We start from the raw sequence: 26,187 nt of genomic DNA on the forward strand, positions 1-26,187 counted from the left end.
CGCCGTACGGGCCGCGCTCACAGCCCCGCCCGGTCGAGCGCGCTCTGCAGTGACTGCTGGTAGCCGTTGCTGGTGTACGTCGCCCCGCTCACCATGTCGATGTTGGCGCTCTGGGCGCTCATGGTCTCGTCGACCAGGATCGGMAGGGCGTAGCCGTTGATCTGGGCGTCGGTGCCGTTGCTGTCCGGGTACTGCAGCACCGAGACACCGGTGATCTTCGAGCCCGCCACGCTGACCGCGACCTGCACCGGACCCCACTGGGTCTGGACCGTGTCGCCGGTGACCGTGCTGCTCGCGGTCGACCCGCTGCTGGTGGACCCGGAGCTGGTGGACCCGGAGCCCGTGCTCCCGGACGAGCCCGTGCTCCCGGACGAGCTGCTCCCGGACCCCGGCGCGGAGCCCGCGGCCGGTGCCGCGGACGAGCCGGCGGTGGACGGGTCGGCCAGCGCGCCGGCGCTGTAGACCGAGGTCGTGCTGGTGGTGGCCAGCGGGCCGGCGAAGGAGGTGTGGTAGCCGGCGAGCAGCATCAGCACCACGACCGTGCTCGCGAACCACAGGGCGATCCGTCTCATCTCGTCACCGTCTTCATCTCGTCACCAGCCGAACGCTTCGACGTGGATGTGGGTCTCGGGGACGCCGGCGCGGCGCAGGTCGGCGACGACCAGGTCCGCCCAGGGCGTGGGGCCGCACACGTAGACGTCCCGGTGCGCGATGTCGGGCACCCAGTGGCGCAGGGCGGCCAGGTCGGTGAAGCGGCCGGCGTGGGCATCACCCAGCCACGAGTCGGGGCCCCGACGTCGCCCGGGCAGGTGCAGGACTCGCACCCCGCGGGCCGCGAGGCGGCGCAGGTCCTCGGTGAAGGCGCCGGGCCCGCTCGCGCGGTGGAGCACCACCACGTCGCCCGCAGGGGCGAGCTCCTCCGCCAGCGCGACCAGGGGCGCCGAGCCCACGCCAGCACCGATCATCGCGACCTTGTCGCCGTGCCGGCTGCGGGGGCTCAGGCGGCCGTAGGGGCCCTCCACGAGGACCCGGCTGCCGCGGGTCAGGGTGGCCGTCGAGCCACTGCCGTCACCCACGGACTGAACGGTGATCCGCAGTCGTCGGCCGTCGGGGGCCGCGGACAGGGAGTAGGGGTTGGCCCGCGACCAGCCGTCGCGACCCAGGAACCGCCAGCTCATCCACTGCCCGCCCTGCACCGGCAACCGGTCCAGGTGCTTGCCGGTGACGACGACCGACACGACGCCGGGCTCCTCCTCGACGACCTCCTCGACGCGCAGGCCGTGCCGCAGGTTGCGGACCACCGGCAGCGCCACCCGCCATACGAGCACCGAGACCGTCGCGGCGCCCCAGGCGGTCCACCAGAAGATGGCGCGACCGGTCGAGGAGACCAGCTCCTGCCCCGTCCACAGCTGGTGCGGCAGGGCCAGTCCGGCCCCGAGGTAGGCGTAGAGGTGGATGAGGTGCCACGACTCGTAGCGCAGTCTCGCGCGAGCCGCCCGGATGCTGGTGACCACGACCAGGACCAGGGCGACGAAGCCGGCGTCGGCCAGCAGCATCGCGGGGTAGGTGCGGGTGAGGTCCCACAGCTCGACGGGCCACCGCAGCAGCGAGCCGGCGGCGTACCCCCAGGTGATGAGCACGACGTGCGCCAGCATCAGGTTGAACGAGGTGAAGCCGACCGTGCGGTGCACGTGGGTCAGGCGGTCCTGCCCGAACGCGCGTTCCAGCAGGGGCAGCCTCGCCATCAGCAGGACCTGCGCGAGCAGGAGCACCGAGGCGACCAGGCCGGTCCAGCGGCCGACGGAGATGAGGCCGGACGTCCAGCCGCCGAGGTCGCCGAGCCCACCGCCGTCCATCCACCAGTAGGTCACGAGGACCAGCGAGGCGGCCAGCAGGGCGGTTGCTCCCCGGCGGACGGCCAGGTCGAAGGCGGCGCGGCTCGGTGTCATGGTGGCCACACTCCGCCCCCTTGCTGGGTACCCGGTGGGTCGGACCTGTGAGGTTGCTGTGGGTCTGGCGTCCGCCCGGTCCCGATCCCGGCGGTGGCGAGCCCGGGATGCGTCCATAGGGTGCGTCCATGACGACCGCCCGCACCGTCCCCGTCACGACCGAGATGGACGGTGACGAGCTCGATGCCATGGACGCCTGGCACCTGGCCCGCCAGCACGGGCTGAGGAAGATCGTCGTCGAGTCCTTCGTCCGCTTCCGGTACGGCGACGGGTTCACCAACTCGCGCGCGCTCGCCCTCCAGGCGTGCCTGGCGGTCGTGCCGTTCCTGCTCGCGCTGACCGGGCTCGCGGCCGACCTCGACGAGGAGCGGCCCGCCCAGGTAGTGGCCCACGTCGTCGACTCCCTCTCCCCCGGCGCGGGCGAGGGCGACGCCCTCACCACCGCGGTGGAGAAGTCCGACCAGGCGGAGGCGGCCGGCGAGGTCGCGCTCGTCTTCGGCCTCGGCTTCGCCCTGGTCTCCATGACGACCGCGATGGCCCAGGTCGAGCGGGGCGCCAACCGGATCTACGGCATCCGGCGCGACCGACCGGCGCTGGCCAAGTACGGCCGGGCGGCGGTCCTGACCGGGGTGCTGGCCGGCCCCGTCGGCCTCGGCTTCCTCATGATTGTCGGCGGCGGCGCCTTCGGCGAGGCGATGGCCGACAGCTACGGGTGGTCGGCGGACACCGTCCGGTGGTGGAACCTGCTGCGTTGGCCGGTGGGGCTGGGCCTCCTCGTGCTCACCATCGCGGTGCTGCTCGACCACGCACCGCGGCGCCGTCAGCCCGCGCTGTCCTGGCTCGCCCTCGGCTCGGGCGTCGCCGTCGTGCTCAGCGCGCTCGCGACCGTGGGCCTGGCGCTCTACGTGTCGCTGAGCGGCTCGTTCGGCACCGTGTACGGCCCGCTCGCCGGGGTCTTCGCGCTGCTCCTGTGGGCCCTGCTGTCCTCGGTCGCACTGTTCTACGGCACCGCGGTGTGCGCCCAGCTCGAGGCGCTGCGGGCCGGCGAGGTCCTCCCGGCGATCGCCGACCCCGGTCGGCCGCACGCGCGCACCGTGGACGAGGGCCCAGGGGACGTCTGAGCCGGCGACATCGGGTCCGGGCGGGTGCTCCCGCCCGGGTCAGTCGCCCTTGACGACCGGCCCGACGACGTCGGTGAGGTCATCGATCCCGCCGGCGTTGACGACGTCGGCGAAGCCCAGTGCTGTCATCCGCTCCAGCGCGACCCCGGCCCGGCGGCCGGTCTCGCAGTACAGGACATAGGCCTCGGCAGGGTCCAGGGCGCCGGCGGCGGTGTCGAAGTCACCGGACTCGAGGGGGACGGACACCGCGCCATCGATGTGCCCGGCGGCGTACTCGTCGGGGTTGCGCACGTCGACGAGCACCGCGCCGTTCTGGACGAGGTCATTGGCCTCCTCCGGGGCGATGACCCCGGCGTCCGCGTCGGCGGAGCGCTGCGAGGCGGACTCGGACGCCGAGTCGGACGAGGAGTCGGACCCGCACCCCACCAGCACGGCGAGCATGGCCAGCGCTGTGAGGAGGGACCGGATCATCTCTCCAATATGACAGACGCGCGACCCCAGCGGCAGGGCTAGCGTGGGCCACATGGATGCTGCCGACTGGGACGAGAGGTACGCCGCGAGCGAGCTGGTCTGGTCCCGGGGACCGAACCAGCAGGTCGAGGCCGAGTGCGCGGACCTGCCGCCGGGTCGGGCCGTCGACCTGGCCTGCGGCGAGGGTCGCAACGCGATCTGGCTGGCCTCGCTGGGCTGGGACGTCACGGCCGTCGACTTCTCCCGGGTGGCCCTCGACAAGGGGCAGCGGCTCGCCGGCGACCTCCCGGTGGACTGGGTGTGCGCCGACGCCACGCAGTGGCGGGGCGAGGGGTACGACCTCGCCGTCGTCGCCTACTTCCAGGTGCCCGCCGACGCCCGGCGTCCGGCGGTGCGGCACCTCGTGGAGTCGCTGCGACCGGGTGGCACCCTGCTCTGGGTGGGCCACGACAGCACCAACCTCGCCGAGGGCACCGGTGGTCCGCAGGACCCCCGCGTGCTGATGACCGTCGAGGACCTGCTCGCCGACCTGGACGGCCTCGCCGTGGACGTGGAGCGGGCCGAGCGGGTGGCCCGTGTCGTCACGGCCTCCGACGGTCACGGCGCGGAGGCCGAGCGCACCGCGTGGGACTGCCACCTCCGACTCCGCCGCTGCTGACGACACCTGCGGCTCCGCCGCTCCAGAGGGGATCAAGGTGCCGTCGGACCCGTGACCTGGGTGCGCAGCACCGCCAGGGTGCGGGCCAGGGCCGCCGAGTCGTCGTCCGTCCGGGTGACCGCCAGCAGCTCCATCCGGGCCTTGCCCACCAGCGGTCGGTACGTCGCCCCGGCCACCCCCAGCTCGGCCACGGGTTCGGGGACGATCGCCACGCCGAGCCCCGCGGCCACGAAGGTCACCAGCGTCGAGGTCTCCGCCACCTCGTGCCGGACGGTCGGCTCGAAGCCGGCCTCGCGACACAGGCCGACCACGGCGTCGTACATGGCCGAGCGGCCGCCGCCGGAGTGCACGACGAGGCCCTCGTCGCGGAGGTCCGCGATCCGCAGTCGCGTGCGGCCGGCCAGCCGGTGGCCCTCCGGCAGCGCCACGACGTACCGCTCCCGGCGCAGCACGTGCCACGTGAGGTCGGCGTGGGCATCGGGGTCCCCGAGGGGGCGCAGCAGCGCCAGGTCGATGGTGCCGTCGCGCAGGGCCGCGACCTGGTCGGGTGAGAGCATCTCGCCCCGGAAGGCGTAGTCGATGCCGGGGAGCTCGTCGCGCAGGGCCCGGGCCAGCGCAGGCAGCAGCGAGTACGTCGCGGAGCCGACGCAGCCCACCACCAGCCGCCCCTCGAGGCCCGAGCCGATTCGCTGCGCCTCCTCGCCGGCGGCGTCCACGGCCGTCAGGATGGCCCGGACCCTGGTGAGGTAGGCCTCGCCGGCGGGCGTGAGGTCGACGCGTCGGGTGGTCCGGCGCAGCAGCCGGACCCCGAGCTCGTCCTCGAGCTGGCGGATCTGCTGCGACAGGGGCGGCTGTGCCATGTGCAGCCGGGTGGCGGCCCGGCCGAAGTGCCGCTCCTCGGCGACGGCCCGGAAGTAGCGCAGATGACGGAGCTCCATGCATCCAGACTCGCAGAGTCTCAGTCGTCGCGAAATAGATACTTCCGGATACTGGTCACACCGCCTACGGTCGATCCATGTCCGACATCGTGATCTGTGAGCCCGTACGCACCCCCGTCGGCCGGTGGGGCGGAGCACTCTCCTCCCTGAGCGCCGTCGACCTCGCCTCGACCACGCTCGCCGAGCTGGTGCGGCGTACCGGTCTCGGGGAGGGCGACGTCGACGACGTGGTCCTGGGCAACTGCTACCCCAGCGGTGAGAACCCGGCCATCGGCCGGATCGCCGCCCTCGACGCCGGTCTCGGCACCGGCGTCCCCGGCCTCCAGCTCGACCGCCGCTGCGGCTCCGGCCTCCAGGCGGTCCTGTACGCCGCCGGGCAGGTCGCCACCGGTGCTGCGAGGGTCGTCGTGGCCGGCGGCGTCGAGTCGATGTCCAACGTCGAGCACTACGCCCTGGGGCTGCGCACCGGTGTCCGCAGCGGCGGCATCGAGCTGATGGACCGGCTCGTCCGGGCCCGGGAGACCGCCGGCGGACGGGACCACCCGGTGCCGGGCGGCATGCTCGAGACCGCCGAGAACCTGCGCCGCGAGTACGGCATCACCCGCGAGGAGCAGGACGAGCTCTCCGTGCGCTCCCAGCAGCGCGCCGGAGCCGCTCACGACGCGGGGCACTTCGCCGAGGAGCTGGTGCCGGTCACCGTGCCCGGCCGCCGCGGCGCCCCCGACGTCGTGGTCGACCGCGACGAGCACCCCCGTCCCGACACCACCCTCGACCAGCTCGCCGCCCTGCGGCCGGTGCGGATGAAGCTCGACCCGGAGTCGACCGTCACCGCAGGCAACGCGAGCGGACAGAACGACGGCGCCGCCATGTGCGTCGTCACGACCCGCGAGGAGGCCGAGCGACGCGGGCTGCGCCCGCTGCTGGCTCTCCGGTCGTGGGCCGTGGCCGGCGTCGGTCCCGAGGTGATGGGCATCGGTCCGGTGCCCGCGACCGCGGCCGCCCTCGAGCGGGCCGGGCTCACCCTGGACGAGATCGACCTCATCGAGCTCAACGAGGCCTTCGCCGCCCAGGTGCTCGCCTGCCTGCGCGAGTGGAAGCTCGACCCGACCGACGAGCGGCTCAACCCGCAGGGCTCCGGCATCTCGCTGGGCCACCCGGTCGGCGCCACCGGCGCCCGCATCCTGGCCACGATGGCCCACGAGCTGCAGCGACGCGAGTCGCGCTACGGGCTGGAGACCATGTGCATCGGTGGCGGCCAGGGCCTCGCCGCGATCTTCGAGCGGGTCGCCTGATGTCGGCCGTCGCCGTCCACCACGTCGTGACGGGACCCGAGGACGCCCCGGTCGTCGTGCTCTCCAACTCGCTGGGCTCCACGCTGTCCATGTGGGACGCGCAGGCCGACGAGCTGGCCCGTCACTTCCGCGTCGTGCGCTACGACACCCGCGGTCACGGCGGCTCCCCCGTCCCGGAGGGTCCCTACGACATCGACGACCTCGCCGACGACGTCGTCGGGCTGCTCGACGCCCTCGGTGTCGAGCGGGCGCACGTCGTCGGCCTCTCGCTCGGCGGGATGACCGGCATGCGCCTGGCCGCCCGCAACCCCGAGCGGGTCGACCGGCTGGTGGTGCTGTGCACCGGCGCCCACCTGACCCCGTCCAGCGGCTGGCACGACCGCGCGGCGACCGTGCGCGAGCACGGGAGCCCCGCCGTCGCCGAGGCCGTCGTGGCGCGCTGGTTCACACCGGCCTACCTCGAGGCCCACCCCGAGGTCAGGGCCGCGAGCGAGGCGGTCGTCGCGGCGACCCCCGCGGAGGGCTACGCCTCCTGCTGCGAGGTCATCGCGGCCATGGACCTGCGCGCCGACCTGGCCGCCATCGCCGCCCCGACCCTGGCCATCGCCGGGGCCGACGACCCGGCCACCCCGCCCCCGCACCTCGAGGCCATCGCCGAGGGCGTGCAGGACGGACGGCTGCTCGTCGTACCGGACTCGGCCCACCTCGCCAACGCCCAGCAGCCGGCGACCATCACCCCGGCGATCATCGAGCACCTCACACCCTCGGACACAGACACGGAGCAGACGTCATGAGCCTCGACAAGGTCATCGCCAGCGCGGCCGACGCGGTCGTCGACATCCCGTCCGGGTCGAGCGTCGCGGTCGGCGGCTTCGGCCTGGCCGGCATCCCGACCTTCCTTATCGAGGCCCTCCTCGACCAGGGCGCCGACGACCTCACCGTCGTGTCCAACAACTGCGGTGTCGACGGCGCCGGCCTCGGCCTGCTGCTGGAGCGGCGGCGCATCAGCCGCGTCATCGCGTCGTACGTCGGGGAGAACAAGGAGTTCGGCCGCCAGTACCTCTCCGGCGAGCTGACCGTCGAGCTGACCCCCCAGGGCACGCTGGCCGAGCGGCTGCGGGCCGGGGGCTCCGGGATCGGCGCGTTCTTCACCCCGACCGGCGTCGGGACCCTCGTCGCCGAGGGTGGCCTGCCGTGGCGCTACGACACCGAGGGCAACGTCGTGCTCGAGTCGCCACCCAAGGAGGTGCGCACCTTCCACGGCACGGAGATGGTCCTCGAGGAGTCGATCGTCACCGACGTCGCCCTGGTGCGGGCCGCGGTCGTCGACCGTGCTGGCAACTGCGTCTTCCACGCCTCGACCCGCAACTTCAACCCCGCCGCCGCGATGGCCGGGCGGCTGACGATCGTCGAGGCCGAGCAGGTCGTCGAGGTCGGCGAGATCGGGCCCGACGAGGTCCACCTGCCCGGCATCTTCGTGCAGCGGGTGCTCGCCCTGACCCCCGAGCAGACCGCCCGCAAGGACATCGAGAAGCGCACCACACGAGGGGCTCCGCCCCCCGTGGACCCCCCCCCCGCCACCACCCGCCCCCGTGAGGAGACCGCGTCATGAGCTGGACCCGCGACGAGATGGCCGCCCGGGCGGCGCTCGAGCTGCAGCCGGGCGAGTACGTCAACCTCGGCATCGGGCTGCCCACGATGATCCCCGGCCACCTGCCGGAGGGGTCGACGGTCACCCTGCACGCCGAGAACGGCATCCTCGGGGTCGGCCCCTTCCCCTACGACGAGGAGGTCGACCCCGACCTCATCAACGCCGGCAAGCAGACGGTCACGGTGCTGCCCGGGGCGTCGTACTTCGACTCCTCCCTCAGCTTCGCCATGATCCGCGGCGGCCACGTCGACACCGCCGTGCTGGGCGGCATGCAGGTCGCCGTCAACGGCGACCTGGCCAACTGGATGGTGCCCGGCGCCATGGTCAAGGGCATGGGCGGGGCGATGGACCTGGTCAGCGGCGCCCGGCGCGTGATCGTGCTGATGGAGCACACCACCCGCGCCGGCGCGCCCAAGCTGGTGGCCTCCTGCGACCTCCCGCTCACCGGCCGCGGGGTCGTCTCGAGGGTCGTCACCGACCTGGGCGTCCTGGACGTCACCGGCGAGGCCTTCACCCTCGTGGACCTCGCCCCCGGGGTCACCGCCGAGGAGGTCGTCGAGCGCACCGGCGGCCGCGTCCTGCTCCCGACCGGGGCCTGACCGGGGCCTGACCTGGCCCGCCATTGATTGGCTGAACCTTTCAATCGGCATGAAATCGGTCCTTGTTGTTGCCCAATGTCGGTCGTACCGTGAACCGATCGAGGTCACGCGTGAGCAGCGTCACGTGCCCTCGTCACGCCACCCACAGACCTGACACCGACGCAACCGGAGGCACCGATGGAGCTGCGGCACCTGCGCTACTTCGCCGCGGTGGCGGACACCCGCCACTTCGGCCGGGCGGCCGAGCGCCTCCACATGGCCCAGCCCGCGCTGTCCCAGTCGATCCGACAGCTCGAGGGTGAGCTCGGCACCCCGCTGTTCGTGCGGACGACCCGCCAGGTGCGGCTCACCCCGGCCGGCGAGTTCCTGAAGGTCGAGGCCGCCCGCATCCTGGCCGCCGTCGAGGACAGCGTTCGCGGGGTCCGCCGGATCGCCGAGGGCCGCCAGGGCCTGGTCCGGATCGCCTTCACCGGCAGCGCCGCCCACACCCAGCTCCCCCGGATGGCCCGCATCGTCAAGCGCGAGCTGCCCGGGATCGCGCTGGAGATCCACGCCGACCTGCTGACCCCGTCCCAGGTCGCGGGCCTGCACGAGGGCCGCCTCGACATCGGCGTGCTGCGGCCCCCGATGAGCGGCGACGGGCTCGAGCACCGCGTCATCGAGTCCGAGGCACTGGTCCTGGCCGTGGCGGCCGACCACCGGCTGGCCACCGAGCCGGTCATCTCGATGGCCGACCTGCGCACCGAGCCCTTCGTCCTCTTCGCCGGCTCGAGCTCGGCGGTCAACGACGCCGTGCTCCGCAGCTGCCGCGACGCCGGCTTCGTCCCGCACCGCGAGCACGAGGCGGCCGGCATCTCCGTGCTGCTGCCGCTCGTCGCGGCCGACCTCGGGGTGGCCCTGGTGCCGGCCTCGGTGCGCGCCGCCCCCCTCAGCGGCGTCGTGTTCCGCGACGTCACGGACGCGGCCACCGTCGAGCTCGCCCTGGTCTGGCGCTCCGGGGAGACCAACGCGGCCGTGCTCGCGGTGGTCGAGACGATCGCCGGGGCCGGCACCGACACACCCCCAGCCCCCCACGCCACCAGCACCGTCGATGAGGCCCGCCGATGAAGATCACCCAGGTCGAAGCCATCCCCTTCGCCATCCCCTACTCCAAGCCGCTCAGGTTCGCCAGCGGCGAGGTGCACGTCGCCGAGCACGTGCTGGTGCGCGTCACCACCGACGAGGGCGTCGTCGGCGTGGCGGAGGCGCCCCCGCGGCCCTTCACGTACGGCGAGACGCAGGCCGGGATCATCGCCGTGATCGGGGGCATCTTCGCGCCGCAGGTCACCGGCCTCGACGTGATGGAGCGCGAGCAGATCCACTCCCGTCTGTCCCGCACCATCGGCAACCCGACCGCCAAGTCCGCCCTGGACATGGCCATCTGGGACGCGCTGGGCCAGGCGCTGGGCTACAGCGTGACCGAGCTCCTCGGCGGCTACACCGACCGCATGCGCGTCTCGCACATGCTCGGCTTCGACGAGCCCGCCGCGATGGTCGCCGAGGCGGAGCGGATGCGCGACACCTACGGCATCACCACCTTCAAGGTGAAGGTCGGTCGCCGACCGCACACCCTCGACACCGCCGTGGTCCGGGCGCTGCGCGAGGGCCTGGGCGACGAGATCGAGCTGTACGTCGACGCCAACCGCGGCTGGTCGGCCTCCGAGTCCGCCCGGGCCATGCGGGAGATGGCCGACCTCGGACTCACCTTCGCCGAGGAGCTGTGTCCGGCCGACGACGTGGTCGGGCGGCGCTGGCTCGTCCAGCAGCTCGACGTGCCCTTCATCGCCGACGAGTCCGTCGTGACCCCGGCCGAGGTGACCCGGGAGGTCCTCGGCGGATCGGCCACCGCCGCCAGCATCAAGACCGCCCGCACCGGCTTCACCACCAGCCGCCGGGTGCACCACCTCGCCGAGGGTCTCGGCATCGAGCTGGTCATGGGCAACCAGATCGACGGCCAGCTCGGGTCGCTGTGCTCGCTCGCGTTCGGGTCGGCCTTCGAGCTCACCTCCCGGCGCGCCGGAGAGCTCTCCAACTTCCTCGACATGACCGACGACCTGCTCGCCGAGCCGCTCGAGATCCGTGGTGGCGAGCTCGTCGTCCGTGGCGGCCCCGGCCTCGGCGCCGTCCTCGACCCTGACAAGCTCGCGCGCTACCGCCAGGACTGACCGGCACCACTCCCGCTCGAAGCACCACCCCCGTTCGACGCACCACTCCCGTTCGACGCACCGACACCTGCACCGCCACCCACACCGATCAAGGAGCACCGCCATGACCAGCACCAGCAGCCCCGTCCACGAGTCCGCGACCGCGGCCGCCTCGGGCGCCAGCGCCACCGAGCGCTTCCACGCCGACAAGTCGCCGTACGCCGCCGTCAGGGACGTCCCCGCCGAGCGCGTCGACGCCATGGCTCGCGAGGTCCTCGACGCCATCTACGCCACCGTCCGCAAGCACAAGGTCACCTACGACGAGTTCARCGCCCTCAAGGCCTGGATGATCGGCGTCGGCGAGGACGGCGAGTGGCCGCTGTTCCTCGACGTGTGGCTGGAGCACGTCGTCGAGGACGTCAACACCGAGCACCGCGAGGGCAACAAGGGCTCGATCGAGGGTCCCTACTACGTGCCCGACGCCCCTGAGCAGGGCGCCGACGGCACCATCCCCATGCGCGACGGCGAGGGTGGCACGCCGCTGACCTGGACCGGCCGGGTCACCTCCACCGACGGCTCGACGCTCGGTGGCGCCAGGGTCGAGCTGTGGCACGCGGACTCGGACGGCTTCTACTCCCAGTTCGCCCCCGGCATCCCGGAGTGGAACCTGCGCGGCACCTTCACCACCGGGGAGGACGGCGCCTTCGAGATCCACACGGTGCAGCCCGCGCCCTACCAGATCCCCACCGACGGGTCCTGCGGCAAGCTGATCGCGGCCGCCGGGTGGCACGCCTGGCGTCCCGCGCACCTGCACGTCAAGGTGTCCGCGCCCGGTCACGAGCTGCTCACCGCGCAGCTCTACTTCCCCGGTGACGAGCACAACGACGACGACATCGCCTCGGCGGTCAAGCCCGAGCTGGTCCTGGACCCCCACCAGCAGGCCGACGGCAGCGCCACCGTGGCGTACGGCTTCGTCCTCGACCCGGTGCGGGGCTGATCGCGTGCTGTACCACGTGCGGATGGACGTCCGGCTCCCCCTGGACATGGACCCGGAGGTCAGGGCCGACCTCGTCGCCCGCGAGAAGGCCTACGCCCAGGAGGTGCAGCGCTCGGGTCGCTGGCCCCACCTGTGGCGGGTGGTCGGCGAGTACGCCAACGTGTCGATCCTCGACGTGGAGTCCAACGACGCGCTCCACGACCTGCTGTCGGGGTTGCCGCTGTTCCCCTACATGGACATCGCGGTGACGCCGTTGGCCGTGCACCCCAGCGACGTCAACGCCTGACCCGGCTCAGGAGCGGTGGTCGACCCCGTCGTCCGGGCGGGCGGTCGGCTCGTCGCCGGCCTGCGCGACCGGTCCGGCCGGGCCCGGGTCGGACCGGTCCTCGGGGGACGTGGCCGCGGTCCGGTCGACGGGCTCGTCGCCGTACACCCCGGCGTCCTTGGCCGACTGCGCCTTGCGCAGCTGCTTGACGAGGCTGAAGCCGAGCACGGCGACCGCGACCGCGAGCAGCAGGAAGATGATCAGGGCGGTCCAGCCGGCCTTCACGTCCTCCGGCTCGGGCGTCTTGTCGGTCAGGGTGATCAGCAGCAGATCGAGCATGGCTCCAGTATCCGTCAGACCCCCCGACGCTGGACCATCAGGTCCCGTCGACGGTGATGCCGGCGAACAGGTCGTCCTCCGGGGTCGGCGAGTCGACGTGGCTCACCACGAGCTCGTAGTCCTCGGTGGGCCACGTGTGCTGCTGGATCTCGCGCGGGATGGCGAACCAGAAGCCGTCCGGGTCGATCTGGGTGGCGTGCGCGAGCAGCGCCTGGTCGCGCACGCCGAAGAAGTCCCCGCACGGCACCTTCGTGGTGATCCGGTTGTCCCAGTCGTGGTCGCGCTCCCAGGTCGCGAGGCGCTCGGTGTAGGGCGACTCGAGGTCGTGGGCGAGCATCGCCTCGTGCAGGGCGTTGATCTTCGCCCAGCTCCAGCCGTGGTGGTAGTAGAGCTTGGAGGGCTRCCACGGCTCCCCCGCGTCGGGATAGCGCTCGGGGTCGCCGGCAGCCTCGAAGGCCGCGACGCTCACCAGGTGGCACTGGATGTGGTCGGGGTGCGGGTAGCCGCCGTTCTCGTCGTACGTCGTGACGACGTGCGGTCGGAACGACCGGATCAGCCGCACCAGGCGCTCGGCGGCCTCCTCCACGGGCACCAGCGCGAAGCAGCCCTCGGGAAGCGGGGGCTTGGGGTCGCCCTCGGGCCAGCCGGAGTCGACGAAGCCCAGCCAGTCCTGGCGGATCCCGAGGATGTCGCGCGCCCGCTCCATCTCCTGGCGGCGCACCTCGGTGATGTTCTCCAAGATGTCGGGCCGCTCCATCTTCGGGTTGAGGATCGACCCGCGCTCGCCGCCCGTGCAGGTGGCCACGTGCACGTCCACGCCCTCGGCGACGTACTTCGCGGTCGATGCGGCGCCCTTGCTGGACTCGTCGTCGGGGTGGGCGTGCACGTGCATCAGACGAAGGCCGGCGCGGGGCCGGTCGGAGGTCGGTGCAGAGGGGCTCGGGGGGGTCTGCTGCTGCATGGTCGGAGTCTAGTTTCTAGGCTGGGGGCGTGAACCCAGGGCCGTCGACCACCGATCTCTCCGAGCGGTACGGCGCGCCCGCGCCCTGGCGGCGTCCCGCGCTGGTCACTGGGATCGCCCTCCTGGCCGCCGTGTTCGTCGGCTGGGTCCTCTGGGCGGCGTGGTCCCACGGCACCCCCACCGTCGAGTCCGAGCTCGCCGCGTACGACGTCGCAGGCGAGCACGCGGCCACCGCCGTGGTGGAGGTCGCCCTCGACGACGGGGCGGACGCGAGCTGCCGGGTGCGGGCGCTGGCCGAGGACCACAGCATCGTGGGCGAGCTCGCCTTCACGCCCACCGACGGGCGCAACGACGTCGAGGTGCGCACCGAGCGACGGGCCACCAGCGTCGAGCTGATCGGCTGCACGACGCCCGACCAGCAGCGTCCGCGCTGACGATCCCGGTCCCTCCCCCCTCCCCCGGGGTGTGCGCTCGACCTGCGCAGCCAGCCTTCACTTGCTACTGTGGCCGAACTGCTCGACCGGCAGCGCCGGCCCGTCGTCGGCCGCGAGCGCCCGGAACGGACGCAGACCAGCACCACCACCACCCACGTCGGGTGCGGATCGTCGCACCCACCACTGCTCTTCAGACCGACACCGAAGGCAGATTCGACACCGTAGGAGTACACCGCCATGACCCAGGACGCCGGCACCATCTGGCTCACGCAGGACGCCTTCGACAAGCTGCAGGCCGAGCTCGCGGACCTCAAGGGCCCCCGCCGCCAGGAGATCATCGAGAAGATCTCCGCCGCCCGCGACGAGGGCGACCTCAAGGAGAACAGCGGCTACCACGCCGCCAAGGACGAGCAGGGCAAGCAGGAGGCCCGCATCCGTCAGCTCGAGGACATGCTGCGTCGCGCCGAGGTCGGCGAGACCCCGCCCAACGACGGCGTCGTCGAGCCCGGCATGGTCGTCACCGTCCGGCTCACCGACTTCGAGGAGGAGGAGAAGTTCCTCCTCGGTGCCCGCGAGAACCTCGCGGAGGGCGACAAGCTGGACGTCTACTCGCCGCAGTCCGCCATGGGCGCCGCGATCAACGGCAAGTCCAAGGGCGACACGGTCACCTACTCGGCCCCCAACGGCAAGGACGTCACGGTCGAGATCCTCGACGCGGAGCCCTACCGCTCCTGACCTGCAGACGTCCTGACCTGCAGACCTCCTGACGTGGCGCTGCCACGCAGGACCGCACGAGACCAGCCACGAGGCCGGTCGGGCCCCGCCCGACCGGCCTCCTGCCTTCCCCCGGCAGGGCGGTCGGTCAGGGGTAGACGCGGTAGCCGCGTGCGCGCAGTCGCGCCATCACGGTCTCGGCGTGCTCGACGCCGCGGGTCTCGAGCTGGATCAGCACCTCGACCTCGTTGAGGGTCAGGCGCGGCGAGATCCGTTCGTGGGCCACCTCGAGCACGTTGGCGCCCGCCTCCCCGACCTCGTGCAGCAGGGCGGCCAGGCCGCCGGGCAGGTCGGGGATGACGACCCGGAGGTAGAGGTAGCGGCCCGCCGCGACGAGACCGTGGCGGATCACCTTGCTCAGCAGCAGCGGATCGATGTTGCCGCCCGAGAGCACGGCCACGGCCGGGGTCTCGAAAGCGGTCGGGTCGTCCAGGATCGCCGCGACCGCGGCCGCACCGGCCGGCTCCACGACCATCTTGGCCCGCTCCACCAGGGCCAGCAGCGCGCGCGACAGCGACTCCTCCGACACCGTGATGATGTCGTCGCAGTGCTCCTGGACGGCGGCGAAGGTGATGTCGCCCGGACGCCCGACCGCGATCCCGTCGGCCATCGTCGTCATGGTGTCCAGCGGGACCGGGGCGCCCGCCCGCAGGGAGCCCGGGAACGCGGCAGCCCCCTCGGCCTGGACGCCGACCACGCGGACGTCGGGGCGCATCGCCTTGATGGCGATGGCCATGCCGGCCAGCAGTCCCCCGCCGCCGGTCGGCACCAGCACGGTGCGGACGTCGGGCTCCTGCTCGAGCACCTCGAGGCCGGCGGTGCCCTGCCCGGCGACGATGTCGCGGTGGTCGAAGGGGTGGATGAGCACCGCTCCGGTCTCCTCGGCGAAGCGCCGCGCCTCGACGAGGGCGTCCTCCAGGTAGCGGCCGTGGAAGCGCACCTCCGCGCCGTACCCGCGCGTCGCCTTCTCCTTGGGGATCGGCGCCCCCTCGGGCATGAAGACGGTGGAGGCGATCCCCAGGGTGGTCGCGGCCAGGGCCACGCCCTGCGCGTGGTTGCCGGCGCTCGCGGCCACCACTCCGTGCTCACGCTCCTGCGCCGAGAGCCGGGAGATGCGCACGTAGGCGCCACGGATCTTGAAGGAGCCGGTGCGCTGAAGGTTCTCGCACTTGAGGCTGACCGGGCCGCCGGCCAGCGCGGAGAGCCAGCGCGACTCCTCCATCGGGGTGCGCACCGCGATGTCGGCGAGCACCTCGCGGGCCTCCTCGATGTCGCCGAGCGTCACCGGCCTCGTCTGCTGGTCAGTCACTGCGGTGCCCTTCGGTGTCGTGCTCGTGGTCGTCGTGCTCGTGGTCGTCGTGCTGCTGGTGGTCGTGCTCGTGGTGGTCGTGCTCTTCACGGTCGAGTCCCTCCTCGAGATCCTCCTCCTCGTCGTCGGTGGTCACCGGCGACTCGAAGTCCTCCCGATCGCGGTCCCGGGCGAGGTGGTTGACGACCGCGTTGCCGGCGGCGGCGAGGGGTACGGCGACCAGCGCGCCCGCGATCCCGGCCACCAGCACGCCGCAGCCGATCGCCACGATGACGCCGAGCGGGTGCAGGGAGACGAAGCGGCCCATCAGGAACGGCTGGAGGATGTGCCCCTCGATCTGCTGGACCAGGATCACCCCGCCCAGCATGAGCAGCGCGGTGATCGGGCCCTGGTCGACGAGGGCGACCAGGATGGCGACCAGGCCGGCCACGGTGGCCCCGACCATGGGGATGAACGCGCCGAGGAAGACGAGCACGCCGATGGCGAGCACGAACGGCACCCCGAGGATCGCGGCGACCACCATGACGCCGATCGCGTCGGCGAGCGCGACCAGCACGGTGGCGCGGACGAACTGGGTGAGCGAGATCCACGCGACCCGACCGGAGCCGTCGACGTGCTCGCGGGCGGCGCGGGGCGCGAGGCGCACCAGCCAGGCCCAGATGCGGCTCCCGTCGGCGAGGAAGAAGTACGTGGCGAACAGGATGATGAAGAAGCCCGCCACCACGTGCCCCAGCACGGTGCCGACCTCGGTCACCCGGGTGACCGCACCGCCGGCGCGCGACTGCTCGGTGATGGTGCGCTGCGCCGACTCGAGCCAGCCGTTGAGCTGGCTGTCGCTCAGGTTGAGCGGACCGGTCAGCAACCACTGGCGGACCTGGTCGAGCCCCTCGACCACGGAGTCGGCGAGGTCCTGGGCGCCGGTGGCGACCTGCTGCCCGACGTACGCCAGGAGCATCACCACCAGGGCGATGCCCACGATCATCACCGCGCCGGTCGCGAGCGGTCGTGGCAGTCCGATCGACTGCAGACGGGCGACGGCCGGACCGACGAGCGCGGTGATCAGCAGGGCCACGGCCAGCGGCAGCGTGATGACCGCGAGGTAGGCGAGCACCCAGGCGATGCCGAGCACCGCCGCCGAGATGATGATGAGCCGCCACGACCACGCGGCGGCGAGGTCGAGGCCCCACGGCACCTGCGCGCGGCTGAAGTTGCTGCTGCCGGTCGTGATGGCGATCGGCTCGGGACGACGCTCCGCCCGCAGGCTGGACCACTGCTGGACCAGCTGGGTGGTCAACCGCTCGCGGCGCGAGTCCTCCTCGCTGCCACTCCCGTCGTCGTCCACCCCCGCGCTGTCGGCGGGCACCGCCCGACCCACGTCCTCCGGGCTCACCGGATCGTCTCCCTCACGGGTGCAGGCTACTCACCGGCTCCGGTGGCCAGTCGCTGCACCAGCCGGTGCGCTGCTGCGGGGTGATCGGCGACGAGCAGGCCGGCCGCCGCCAGCACGTAGTCACGGTCCACGACCACGCGCGGCGCCCGCGGCAGCTGMCAGCCACCCTCGATGTGCTCCCCCGTGCTGGGCAGGAGCACGCGTCGTACGACGCCCTCCGCGCCGTGCCGCAGCACACCGCCGGAGCCCACGAGCAGGTCGACCTCGCGCAGGTCCTTGCCGCTGCGCTCGACCACGCGACCCTCCGGGCTGACGACGACCCGGCTGCGACCGGCGTGCCGCTTGAGGGCGAGGTCGACGGCGGCTCGAGCGATGGCCTCGTCCACCTCGCGCTCCTCGTCCTCGTGCTCCGGGTCGTCGGCGGGCAGGAAGCCGGGGTCCGCGTGCCGTCGTGCCGCCGCATCGGCGAGCTCGACCAGACCGGCGGCGGCGACCGTGCTGACCGCGGACCAGCGCATCCCGAGGTCGCCCTCGACCGTGCGGGTGACCGGGGTGAGTCCGACGACCTCACGGGACAGGCCGGCGTCCTCGGGGTCCAGCTCCACGACGGTGTGCACGTCGGTGGTGGCGCCGCCGATGTCGACGACCACCACGTCCCCGGCGCCGGGATCCTCGGGGCCGAGCCCGCGGGCCAGCAGCTCGACCCCGGTGAGCACCACGTCGGGGGTGGCCCCGCGGACCATGGCGGTGAAGACGTGGCCGTCGGCGGACGTGTGCGCGCTCAGGTGCTTGCCCCCGATCACGTGCGACAGGAACATCTCGCGGATCGCCGCCCGGGCGCTGTCGGGGGCCAGCACGCCGATCCGGGGCACCACGTTGTCGGCGAGCACGACGGGCAGCCCGCCGAGGACCGCGGCCACCTCCGTCTGCGCCTCGACGTTGCCCGCGACCACGACCGGCCCACGCCAGCCGCCGTCGACGATGCCGCGGGCGGCGGCGAGCAGCGGCTCGGCGTTGCCACCGTCGGTACCCCCGGTCAGGAGCACGACATCGGGGTCCTCGAGGTCGGACAGGTCGTCGTCGCGACTGATTGCCCGGACGGCGACCACCTTGCCGCCGCTGGACAGCGCGACCCGCCGCCCGGCCTCGGCGGTCACGAGCTCCTCGTTGCCGACCACGGCGATGCGCAGGCCACCGCCGGCACTGGAGCAGGCCAGCACGTCGGCGTCCGCCGCCCGGGTGTCCTGGGTGACCAGCGCGGCCACGCACGCGTCGTACCCGTCGAGGACGTCACCCACCCCGTCCGGGTCCGGCAGCGTGGTCGGGTGGCTGGCGGCGGCGACGATGGCGCCGGTGTCGAGGTCGACCAGCGCCGCCTTGGTGAAGGTGGAGCCGAAGTCGACGCAGACGACGGTGCCCACAGGACTGACGGTGCCCACAGGATTGACGGTGCTCATGTGAGGAACACGCTCACCGTGGCCACCGCGGCGGCGACGAGCACACCGGCGGTCATCACCGTGACCGTGACCATGCTGGTCGGCATGGTCTCCCCGCGACGGATCGCCCGGTCGGCCCCGCGGAAGTGGGCGAAGCCCACACACCCCGCGAGCGCCCCCGAGGCGAGGAGCACCACGGTCAGGACGGTCGTCGCCACCGACTCGTCGAGGAGGCGGAAGACCGCGACCCCGGCCGCGACCAGCCCGATCGCCGTGCGCACCCACGCGAGGAACGTCCGCTCGTTGGCGAGCGTGAAGCGGATGTCGGGGTCGGTCACAACCGTGCGCCCGTCAGCTCGCGCTGGTGCCCAGGGCACGGTCGAGGTCGGCCAGCAGGTCGTCGATCGTCTCGATGCCCACGCTGAGGCGGACGAGGTCGGCAGGCACCTCGAGGTCGGTGCCGGCCACGCTGGCGTGCGTCATCCTCCCCGGGTGCTCGATGAGCGACTCGACGCCGCCGAGCGACTCCCCGAGGGTGAAGACCTCGGTGGACTCGCAGACGCGCAGCGCCTGCTCGACGCCACCGGCGACCCGGAAGGACACCATGCCGCCGAAGCGCTTCATCTGCTTCGCGGCGACCGCGTGGCCGGGGTGCGACTCCAGGCCGGGGTAGATCACCTCGGTCACCGCGGCGTGCGAGGTGAGGAACTCGACGACCCTCTCGGCGTTGTCGCAGTGCCGGTCCATCCGCACGCCGAGCGTCTTCAGCCCGCGGTGGGTGAGGAAGCAGTCGAAGGGTCCGGCCACCGCACCCATGGCGTTCTGGTGGAAGGTGATCGCGTCCGCCAGCTCGTGATCGCGCACGACGATCGCGCCGCCGACCACGTCGCTGTGCCCCCCGACGTACTTGGTCGTCGAGTGGACGACCACGTCGGCACCCAGCGTGAGCGGCTGCTGGAGGTAGGGCGAGGCGAAGGTGTTGTCGACGACCAGCAGCGCGCCGGCGTCATGGGCGACCGCGGCGAGGGCCTCGATGTCGCCGACGTTGAGCATGGGGTTGGTGGGCGTCTCCACCCAGACCAGCTGGGTGCTGCCCGGCCGGATGGCGGCGCGGACGGCGTCGACGTCGCTCACCGGCGCCGGGCTGTGGTCGAGGCCCCAGACCTTCTCGACCTTGTCGAAGAGGCGGAACGTGCCGCCGTACGCGTCGTCCGGGATCACCGCGTGGTCGCCCGGCCGGGTGAGGGCGCGGACCACGGTGTCCTCCGCGGCCAGGCCGCTGGCGAACGCGAAGCCCCGCTCCCCCATCTCCACGGCCGCCAACGCACCCTCGAGCGCGGTGCGCGTCGGGTTGGCCGAGCGGCTGTACTCGTAGCCGCCACGCAGCCCGCCGACACCGTCCTGCTTGTAGGTGCTGGTCGCGTAGATGGGCGGGATCACCGCGCCGGTCATCTCGTCGGGCTCGTAGCCCGCGTGGATCGCCCGCGTCTCGAAGCCGGCCTTGCTCACGTGTTCGGAGGAAGTCACGGCAGCGAGCCTAGACCCGGCGCTCGGCGGGTCCGGAACCTCGTGGGGCGCAGGGGTTTCCTCCCGGGCCGCGTGGCGGGACCATCGACAATGACCATCCCCACCGACACCCCCACCGACACCCCCACCGACGGCTCGAGAGACGACGCGCGGGAGGTCGCCGCGGAGCGGGTCCTCGGCGCCATCCTCGGCGCGGTCGACCTTCTCTCGATCCATCTCGGGGACCGCCTCGGCTACTACCGCAGCCTGGCCGACGAGGGTCCGGCGACCGCCGCGCAGCTGGCGACGCGCGCCGGGACCGATCCCCGCTACACCCGCGAGTGGCTGGAGCAGCAGGCCGTGACCTCGCTCCTCACCGTCGACCCGTCCTCGATCTCGTCCCCGGAGACGACCTCCGACCCCCTCTTCTCCCTGCCTGACGGCATGCGCGAGGTGCTGACCGACGCCAGCAGCCTCGACTACCTCGCCCCGGTCGCGCGTCTCATCGGCGCCGTGGGTCCGGTCCTGCCCCAGCTGCTCCGCGCCTACCACGACGGCAGCGGTGTGAGCTGGGACGACCTCGGCGACGACGCGCGTACGGGCCAGGCCGATGCCAACCGGCCCTGGTACGAGAGACGTCTCGCCGACGCGCTCGCCTCCGTCCCCGACCTCCACGCCCGGCTCTCCTCACCCGGGGGGCGGGTCCTGGACGTCGGGTGCGGGGCCGGCTGGTCGACGATCTCGCTCGCGCGCGCCTACCCGGACGCGACGTTCACCGGCATCGACATCGACGCCCCCTCGGTGGCGATGGCGCGGGACAACGCGCGGGCTGCGGGCGTCGACGGCCGGGTCACGTTCACCCATGCGGACGCCGGCACCCTGGAGGGCGAGGGGTACGACACGGCGTTCGCCTTCGAGTGCGTCCACGACATGCCGCGCCCCGTCGAGGTGCTCGCCTCCGTCCGACGCACCCTGGCCCCGGGCGCACCGCTGGTGGTGATGGACGAGGCGGTCGCCGACGCGTTCGCCCCGGACGGCGACGAGCTCGAGCGGCTGATGTACGGCTTCAGCCTCTTCGTGTGCCTGCCCGACGGCCTCTCGTCGCCGCCGAGCGTGGGCACGGGAACCGTGATGCGACCCTCGACCCTGGCGGCGTACGGGCGCGACGCGGGGTTCTCCACCTGCGAGACGCTCCCGATCGAGGACTTCGGCTTCTGGCGGTTCTACCGGCTCGGGTGAGGTCGCGGGCCGCCGGACCGGCTGCCCTTGTCCGCCCGGGGAGAATGGGGCCATGTTCGGATTCGGCAAGCCCTCCACCCTCCCCTCCCCCGACGAGGCCCTCCCCGGCCGCGACTCCTCACCCTGGGCCCTCGGCGAGCACGTGGTCCTCAAGACGCCCGTCGTCACCGACGAGGTCCCCGCCGGCCACGAGGTGGCGATCTTCGGCCTCGGCTGCTTCTGGGGCGCCGAGGAGATCTACTGGCAGCTGCCGGGCGTCTGGTCGACGTCGGTCGGCTACGCGGGTGGCCACACCCCGCACCCGTCGTACGAGGAGGTCTGCTCCGGCCGCACCGGTCACACCGAGGCCGTGCGGATCGTCTTCGACCCGACCGTGGTCTCGTACGCCGACCTGGTCAAGAAGTTCTTCGAGATCCACGACCCGACCCAGGGCATGCAGCAGGGCAACGACGTCGGCACGCAGTACCGCTCGGCCCTCTACGTCACCTCCCCCGAGCAGGAGACCACTGCTCGCGAGCTGACCAAGGTGTACGGCGACGAGCTCGCCCGTCGCCGCCTGGGCTCGATCACCACCGAGATCCGACCGGCCTCCGAGGCCGGCTGGTTCTACGCCGAGGACCAGCACCAGCAGTACCTCGCGAAGAACCCCTTCGGCTACCGGTGCCACGCCAACACCGGCGTGCGGTTCCCGAAGACCGCCTGACCGACCCCGACCCTGGGCGATACGTCCCGGGACCTACGTCCCGGGACAGAGGCGCGAGCCCCACCTCCGCGCGTAGCCTCCTGGGATGGGCGCCGAGTCGGTCGCACCGGCGTTCCGGGGCAGCGGGGGGAACTCGCTGTGGCGACGCCTGGACCGTTGGCTCGACCCCGCCCTGGGGATCGTGGCCGCGGCGCTGGCCCTCACCTCCCTCCTCGCCACGGACGTCGCCGGGATCGACCCCCGGCTGCACGAGCCCGACCTGCTCGCAGCGGTGGCCACGGTCGTCGCGGCCGGCGCGCTGGCGTGGCGCCGCACGAGGCCCCGGGCGTCGTACGCCGTGTTCCTCGTGGGCGCCCTGGTCGTCAGCGGCACCTTCCACTACATCGGCCTGCTGTCGGTCCTGATGCTGCTGAGCCTCTACTCGCTCGCGACGTACGGCCGGCGCCGCGACGCCGCGATCGGGCTCGGCGCCGGTCTCGCCTGCTTCGTCGTGCTCGGGCTGGCCGGTGTCCCGGACCTTCGCACGAAGGACGTCCTGCTCGCCTTCGCGCTCGTGGTCGCCGCGTGGGCGGCGGGTGAGGTCGTCCGGTCCCGGCGCGAGCAGCAGCGGGCCGTGCTGCACGCGGTGGTCACCGAGGAGCGGCTGCGCATCGCGCGCGAGCTGCACGACGTCGTGGCGCACAGCATGTCGCTGATCGCCGTGCAGGCCGGCGTGGGCGCCCACGTCATCCGCACCGACCCCGACGCCGCCGCGCAGGCGCTCGAGACCATCGCCGAGACCAGTCGTCGGGCCCTCGACCAGACCCGCTCGATGCTGGGCATGCTGCGCGAGGAGACCCAGGAGGGGACGCGCCCGCCGGGCCAGGGTGTCGACGACCTGCCGGCGCTGGCCCACGACCTCCTGGCCGCGGGCCTCGAGGTCGACCTGGTCCGGTCGGGTCCGGCGCCGCCGATGGACGCGGCCGTCTCGCTGACGGCGTACCGCATCGTCCAGGAGTCGTTGACCAACATCGTCAAGCACTCCGCCGCCACCACCGCCACCGTCGGTGTCACCGCATCGGCCGGGGTGCTCGACATCGAGGTCACCGACCCCGGTCCACCACGCGCCGCGGGCCGGAAGGCCCGGGGCCACGGCCTCGTCGGCCTCGAGGAACGGGTCCGACTGCTCGGCGGTACGGTCGAGCACGGCGCGCGCGGCCGGGGCTTCCGCGTCCACGCCACGCTCCCGCTGGCCCGTCGATGAGGGCCCGCAGATGAGTGGCCCGTCGAGCATCCGGGTCGCCGTGGTGGACGACCAGGACCTGGTGCGCGCCGGGTTCGTGCTGCTGCTGCGGTCGGCGGAGGGTGTCGAGGTGGTCGGCGAGGCCCGGGACGGGTTGGAGGCGATCACGCTGTGCCGGCGTACCGCCCCGGACGTGGTGCTGATGGACGTCCGGATGCCCCACCTCGACGGCCTGGCCGCGACCCGGACCATCCTGGCCGACCCGGCGTGCCGTGCCACCCGGATCCTGGTGCTCACGACCTTCGACGACGACGACCTGGTGCTGGAGGCCCTGAGGTCGGGGGCGAGCGGCTTCCTGCTCAAGGACACCCGCCCGCACCAGCTGCTGGAGGCGCTGGAGGTGGTCGCCGCGGGCGAGGCGTTGCTGCACCCCCGCGTGACCCGCCGCCTGATCGAACGGTTCGCCGCACTGCCCGCCGGACGCGACCCGACGTACGACGACGGGCTCACCGACCGCGAGCGCGAGGTGCTGCTCGCCGTCTCCCAGGGCCTGTCCAACCACGAGATCGCGGCCCAGCTGCACCTGGGCTACGGCACCGTGAAGACACACGTCAGCCACCTCCTCACCAAGCTCGACTTCCGGGACCGCGCCCAGCTGGTGATGTACGCCTACGAGTCCGGTCTCGCGGTCCCGGGCGGTCGCTGAGTCGTCCGCTCCGGGTGGCCCGCGGGACGACCCGGCTCTGTCCCGAGGCCTGTCATGTGGGGTCCCGAGCCAGACGCGGCCGGGGTGGTCGCACGGTGAGTCTGGAGACATGACATCGACCCGGACACCCATCCAGACATTCACCCCGCCGCCTACGGTCGGACCATCCCCGACATCCACCCCCACATCGGTTCAGCAGGGCTCCCCGCTGCGTGAGGTCCTCGCCTTCGTCTCCCTCACCTTCGCCATGGCGCTCGGTCTCGTCCTGTGGATCCCCGACGCCCACGTCAACGTGCTCATCAGCGCACTCCTGCCGACCGTGGCAGTCACGGTGCTCACGTTCACGATGTTCAGGAGGGGGCGTCGTCGCGAGCTGTGGCGCAGCATCGGCGTGGGCCGGGCCGGCAGGCAGACCTGGGGCTCGGCGTTCGGCATGCCGATCCTCCTCTGCGGAGGGGCGTTCGGCATCGCCCTGCTGGTGGGGGCGGGACACCTGGAGCCCCTCCACGTCACCGGCTTCACGGTCGCCAACGTCGTCGTCAGCTCGGTGCTCAACTTCCTCGTCATGATGGTCGTCCTGGTGGGCGAGGAGATCGGCTGGCGCGGGTTCATGCTGCCCCGCATCCAGCAGCTGACCTCCCGGCGCCGCGCCGCGGTCGTCACCGGCTTCATCCACGGCTGCTTCCACCTGCCGCTGATCCTGCTCGCGACGACGTACGACACCGTGGGGCCGCGCTGGATCGCGGCACCGCTGGCGGTCCTGACCATCACCGCCGCCGGGGTCTTCTACGCCTGGCTGTGGGACCGCTCGGGCAGCGTGTGGTCCGTGACGATGGGCCACACCTTCGCCAACATGACGTTCGCCTGGGGGTTCACCCTCGTCGCGTCCACCACGCCCACGAGCCTGGCCCTCGTGGCCGGCGAGACCGGCATCGCGACCTTCGGCGTCGTCGCGGTCATGGCGGCCGTGCTCCTGCGGACGGCACAGGTGTGGAAGCGCCCCGCCCGCCACTGAGGTCGCGCCTCACTCCACGCAGAACCCGTTGCCCTCGGGGTCGGCCATGACCACCAGGTCGTGGTCGACCTCGCGGGGCGTTGTCACGTGAGTCGCGCTCGTATGACTTTGCGGAGTCGGCGCCCCACCGCCGATGGCGATGTCAGGATCGACCATGACCTCGAGCGGCTACTCCGGCGATGACTTCTACTGCGACGTCGCACTCGGGGACATCTCGGCGCTCGACGTCGTCCACCACGGCACCGGCGTGCTCGCCTACCACCACACGCGGCCGCACTGGCCCGTGCACGTCGTGGTGGTGCCGAAGGTCCACGTGCCCTCCTTCACCGACCTGGCGGGCGCCGACGAGCGGCTCCTGCGAGAGCTGCTCGATGTCGTGCAGTCGGTGGCTCGGCAGGTCGAACGACAGCACGGGGCGGCACGAGTCGTCACGAACCTCGGGCGCTACCAGGACTCGAAGCACCTGCACGTCCATGTCGCCAGTGGCGACGCCGGCCGTTACTGACGCCCCGTTAGTCCATCGCTGGGACTCGGGGGGTGATCTCCGACCCTTCGCCGGCCGGTCCTATCTGCGGCGGTGGAACCTCAGGTCGCCGCTCGGGAGTCGGTCGTGGAGGTAGCTGTCGTCGTGGGCCACGTGGTGGTGGTGGGAGCAGAGGAGGAGTCCGTCGGCGAGGTCGGTCTTGCCGCCCTTGCTCCAGGGGACGAGGTGGTGTGCTTCGCACCAGGCGGCGGGGATGTCGCAGCCCTCGGCACGGCAGTGCTTGTCGCGGAGATCCATCGCCCGCCGCGGGCCGTTCTCGTAGAGCCGCTTCGACCTTCCGAGGTCGAGGACCTCGGACCTACCCCCCAGGACGGCCGGGATGAGGCCGGCGTTGCAGACCAGGCGCCGGGCTTCGGAGGCGCTGATGCGGTGGCCGGTGTCGGTGGTCGCGACCCCGAGCCCACTGACGAGGGTGTCGAAGTCCATGGTGATGACCACCGAGGTGGCGGTCCCTCCGTGGCGGGGGAGCTTCGTCGGGTCGAGGT

Annotated in this window: 30 protein-coding genes; 18 read left to right on the forward strand and 12 right to left on the reverse strand. The window is 72.7% G+C overall.

The window, feature by feature from the left end:
• Positions 1–17: 17 nt before the first annotated feature.
• A complete protein-coding gene (locus AC1DQF_RS08070) occupies positions 18–572 on the reverse strand; it encodes an FMN-binding protein (protein ID WP_477524697.1) in 555 nt (184 codons plus the stop codon).
• A gap of 21 nt (positions 573–593) precedes the next feature.
• Positions 594–1,949 (reverse strand): ferredoxin reductase family protein, encoded by a 1,356-nt coding sequence (locus AC1DQF_RS08075; RefSeq protein WP_477524698.1) that lies wholly within the window; start codon positions 1,947–1,949, stop codon positions 594–596.
• A 128-nt stretch (positions 1,950–2,077) separates the two neighbouring features.
• Here AC1DQF_RS08075 and AC1DQF_RS08080 point away from each other — a divergent pair, with 128 nt between their 5' ends.
• Positions 2,078–3,070 carry a YihY/virulence factor BrkB family protein gene (locus AC1DQF_RS08080; RefSeq protein WP_477524699.1) on the forward strand — a complete coding sequence of 331 codons (993 nt, stop codon included), beginning with the start codon at positions 2,078–2,080 and terminating at the stop codon, positions 3,068–3,070.
• A 39-nt stretch (positions 3,071–3,109) separates the two neighbouring features.
• On the opposite strand, the gene AC1DQF_RS08085 is transcribed toward AC1DQF_RS08080, so the two are convergent.
• The gene (locus tag AC1DQF_RS08085; protein WP_477524700.1) at positions 3,110–3,541 is read right to left on the reverse strand and encodes a rhodanese-like domain-containing protein; all 432 of its coding nucleotides are present in this window, start codon (positions 3,539–3,541) and stop codon (positions 3,110–3,112) included.
• Positions 3,542–3,593: 52 nt separating this feature from the next.
• Between AC1DQF_RS08085 and AC1DQF_RS08090 the strand changes: the two genes are divergently transcribed.
• Positions 3,594–4,199 (forward strand): class I SAM-dependent methyltransferase, encoded by a 606-nt coding sequence (locus AC1DQF_RS08090; RefSeq protein ID WP_477524701.1) that lies wholly within the window; start codon positions 3,594–3,596, stop codon positions 4,197–4,199.
• 32 nt (positions 4,200–4,231) lie between these two features.
• On the opposite strand, the gene AC1DQF_RS08095 is transcribed toward AC1DQF_RS08090, so the two are convergent.
• On the reverse strand, positions 4,232–5,137 hold the full coding sequence (locus AC1DQF_RS08095; protein ID WP_477524702.1) for a LysR family transcriptional regulator: 906 nt from the start codon (positions 5,135–5,137) through the stop codon (positions 4,232–4,234).
• 77 nt (positions 5,138–5,214) lie between these two features.
• Between AC1DQF_RS08095 and AC1DQF_RS08100 the strand changes: the two genes are divergently transcribed.
• The 8 genes from AC1DQF_RS08100 to catC all read left to right on the forward strand — a co-directional run bounded on the left by AC1DQF_RS08100 (position 5,215) and on the right by catC (position 12,145).
• A complete protein-coding gene (locus AC1DQF_RS08100; RefSeq protein WP_477524703.1) occupies positions 5,215–6,429 on the forward strand; it encodes an acetyl-CoA C-acetyltransferase in 1,215 nt (404 codons plus the stop codon).
• The gene (gene pcaD, locus AC1DQF_RS08105) at positions 6,429–7,223 is read left to right on the forward strand and encodes a 3-oxoadipate enol-lactonase (protein ID WP_477524704.1); all 795 of its coding nucleotides are present in this window, start codon (positions 6,429–6,431) and stop codon (positions 7,221–7,223) included. The genes AC1DQF_RS08100 and pcaD overlap by 1 nt, the downstream gene beginning before the upstream one ends.
• Positions 7,220–8,041 carry a CoA transferase subunit A gene (locus AC1DQF_RS08110; RefSeq protein WP_477524705.1) on the forward strand — a complete coding sequence of 274 codons (822 nt, stop codon included), beginning with the start codon at positions 7,220–7,222 and terminating at the stop codon, positions 8,039–8,041. Before pcaD ends, AC1DQF_RS08110 begins: the two co-directional genes overlap by 4 nt.
• A complete protein-coding gene (locus AC1DQF_RS08115; RefSeq protein ID WP_477524706.1) occupies positions 8,038–8,679 on the forward strand; it encodes a CoA transferase subunit B in 642 nt (213 codons plus the stop codon). Before AC1DQF_RS08110 ends, AC1DQF_RS08115 begins: the two co-directional genes overlap by 4 nt.
• A 177-nt stretch (positions 8,680–8,856) precedes the next feature.
• Positions 8,857–9,786 (forward strand): LysR substrate-binding domain-containing protein, encoded by a 930-nt coding sequence (locus AC1DQF_RS08120; RefSeq protein WP_477524707.1) that lies wholly within the window; start codon positions 8,857–8,859, stop codon positions 9,784–9,786.
• Positions 9,783–10,883: a mandelate racemase/muconate lactonizing enzyme family protein gene (locus AC1DQF_RS08125; protein WP_477524708.1), complete on the forward strand. Its 1,101-nt coding sequence runs from the start codon at positions 9,783–9,785 to the stop codon at positions 10,881–10,883. The genes AC1DQF_RS08120 and AC1DQF_RS08125 overlap by 4 nt, the downstream gene beginning before the upstream one ends.
• A gap of 103 nt (positions 10,884–10,986) precedes the next feature.
• Positions 10,987–11,859 (forward strand): catechol 1,2-dioxygenase, encoded by an 873-nt coding sequence (catA, locus tag AC1DQF_RS08130; RefSeq protein WP_477524709.1) that lies wholly within the window; start codon positions 10,987–10,989, stop codon positions 11,857–11,859.
• A gap of 4 nt (positions 11,860–11,863) precedes the next feature.
• Positions 11,864–12,145, forward strand: coding sequence for a muconolactone Delta-isomerase (catC, locus tag AC1DQF_RS08135; RefSeq protein ID WP_477524710.1), 282 nt, complete (start codon positions 11,864–11,866; stop codon positions 12,143–12,145).
• A gap of 6 nt (positions 12,146–12,151) precedes the next feature.
• On the opposite strand, the gene AC1DQF_RS08140 is transcribed toward catC, so the two are convergent.
• Positions 12,152–12,463 (reverse strand): hypothetical protein, encoded by a 312-nt coding sequence (locus AC1DQF_RS08140; RefSeq protein ID WP_477524711.1) that lies wholly within the window; start codon positions 12,461–12,463, stop codon positions 12,152–12,154.
• 37 nt (positions 12,464–12,500) lie between these two features.
• Positions 12,501–13,424, reverse strand: a complete 924-nt coding sequence (gene mca, locus AC1DQF_RS08145) for a mycothiol conjugate amidase Mca (RefSeq protein WP_477524712.1) — start codon at positions 13,422–13,424, stop codon at positions 12,501–12,503.
• Between the two features lie 29 nt (positions 13,425–13,453).
• On the opposite strand from mca, the gene AC1DQF_RS08150 reads away from it, so the two are divergent.
• Both AC1DQF_RS08150 and greA read left to right on the forward strand, forming a co-directional pair.
• On the forward strand, positions 13,454–13,858 hold the full coding sequence (locus AC1DQF_RS08150) for a DUF4307 domain-containing protein (protein ID WP_477524713.1): 405 nt from the start codon (positions 13,454–13,456) through the stop codon (positions 13,856–13,858).
• Positions 13,859–14,095: 237 nt separating this feature from the next.
• A complete protein-coding gene (gene greA / locus AC1DQF_RS08155) occupies positions 14,096–14,593 on the forward strand; it encodes a transcription elongation factor GreA (protein WP_477524714.1) in 498 nt (165 codons plus the stop codon).
• Positions 14,594–14,720: 127 nt separating this feature from the next.
• Here the strand turns inward: greA and ilvA are convergent, their stop codons facing one another.
• The 5 genes from ilvA to AC1DQF_RS08180 are packed head-to-tail and all read right to left on the reverse strand — an operon-like array spanning position 14,721 to position 20,294.
• Entirely contained in the window at positions 14,721–15,941 is a 1,221-nt protein-coding gene (gene ilvA, locus AC1DQF_RS08160; RefSeq protein WP_477524715.1) for a threonine ammonia-lyase, read from the reverse strand.
• Positions 15,934–17,331 (reverse strand): AI-2E family transporter, encoded by a 1,398-nt coding sequence (locus tag AC1DQF_RS08165; protein WP_477524716.1) that lies wholly within the window; start codon positions 17,329–17,331, stop codon positions 15,934–15,936. The genes ilvA and AC1DQF_RS08165 overlap by 8 nt, the downstream gene beginning before the upstream one ends.
• A gap of 26 nt (positions 17,332–17,357) precedes the next feature.
• Positions 17,358–18,752, reverse strand: coding sequence for a glutamate mutase L (locus AC1DQF_RS08170; RefSeq protein WP_477524717.1), 1,395 nt, complete (start codon positions 18,750–18,752; stop codon positions 17,358–17,360).
• Between the two features lie 32 nt (positions 18,753–18,784).
• Positions 18,785–19,105 carry a YidH family protein gene (locus AC1DQF_RS08175; protein ID WP_477524718.1) on the reverse strand — a complete coding sequence of 107 codons (321 nt, stop codon included), beginning with the start codon at positions 19,103–19,105 and terminating at the stop codon, positions 18,785–18,787.
• A gap of 13 nt (positions 19,106–19,118) precedes the next feature.
• Positions 19,119–20,294, reverse strand: a complete 1,176-nt coding sequence (locus AC1DQF_RS08180; RefSeq protein ID WP_477524719.1) for a cystathionine gamma-synthase — start codon at positions 20,292–20,294, stop codon at positions 19,119–19,121.
• Between the two features lie 90 nt (positions 20,295–20,384).
• Between AC1DQF_RS08180 and AC1DQF_RS08185 the strand changes: the two genes are divergently transcribed.
• From AC1DQF_RS08185 to AC1DQF_RS08210, 6 genes are all read left to right on the forward strand, one after another.
• Positions 20,385–21,512, forward strand: coding sequence for a methyltransferase domain-containing protein (locus AC1DQF_RS08185; protein WP_477524720.1), 1,128 nt, complete (start codon positions 20,385–20,387; stop codon positions 21,510–21,512).
• Positions 21,513–21,564: 52 nt separating this feature from the next.
• On the forward strand, positions 21,565–22,215 hold the full coding sequence (msrA, locus tag AC1DQF_RS08190; protein WP_477524721.1) for a peptide-methionine (S)-S-oxide reductase MsrA: 651 nt from the start codon (positions 21,565–21,567) through the stop codon (positions 22,213–22,215).
• A gap of 85 nt (positions 22,216–22,300) precedes the next feature.
• Positions 22,301–23,458 (forward strand): sensor histidine kinase, encoded by a 1,158-nt coding sequence (locus tag AC1DQF_RS08195; protein WP_477524722.1) that lies wholly within the window; start codon positions 22,301–22,303, stop codon positions 23,456–23,458.
• 10 nt (positions 23,459–23,468) lie between these two features.
• Positions 23,469–24,143, forward strand: coding sequence for a response regulator (locus AC1DQF_RS08200; protein WP_477524723.1), 675 nt, complete (start codon positions 23,469–23,471; stop codon positions 24,141–24,143).
• 247 nt (positions 24,144–24,390) lie between these two features.
• Positions 24,391–25,158: a CPBP family intramembrane glutamic endopeptidase gene (locus AC1DQF_RS08205; protein WP_477524724.1), complete on the forward strand. Its 768-nt coding sequence runs from the start codon at positions 24,391–24,393 to the stop codon at positions 25,156–25,158.
• 154 nt (positions 25,159–25,312) lie between these two features.
• A complete protein-coding gene (locus AC1DQF_RS08210) occupies positions 25,313–25,663 on the forward strand; it encodes an HIT domain-containing protein (protein ID WP_477524725.1) in 351 nt (116 codons plus the stop codon).
• A gap of 60 nt (positions 25,664–25,723) precedes the next feature.
• Here the strand turns inward: AC1DQF_RS08210 and AC1DQF_RS08215 are convergent.
• A partial coding sequence (locus tag AC1DQF_RS08215; RefSeq protein ID WP_477524726.1) for an HNH endonuclease signature motif containing protein occupies positions 25,724–26,187 on the reverse strand: 464 nt, incomplete at its 5' end.

The sequence above is a fragment of the Nocardioides sp. P4_G4 genome, assembly GCF_056401085.1.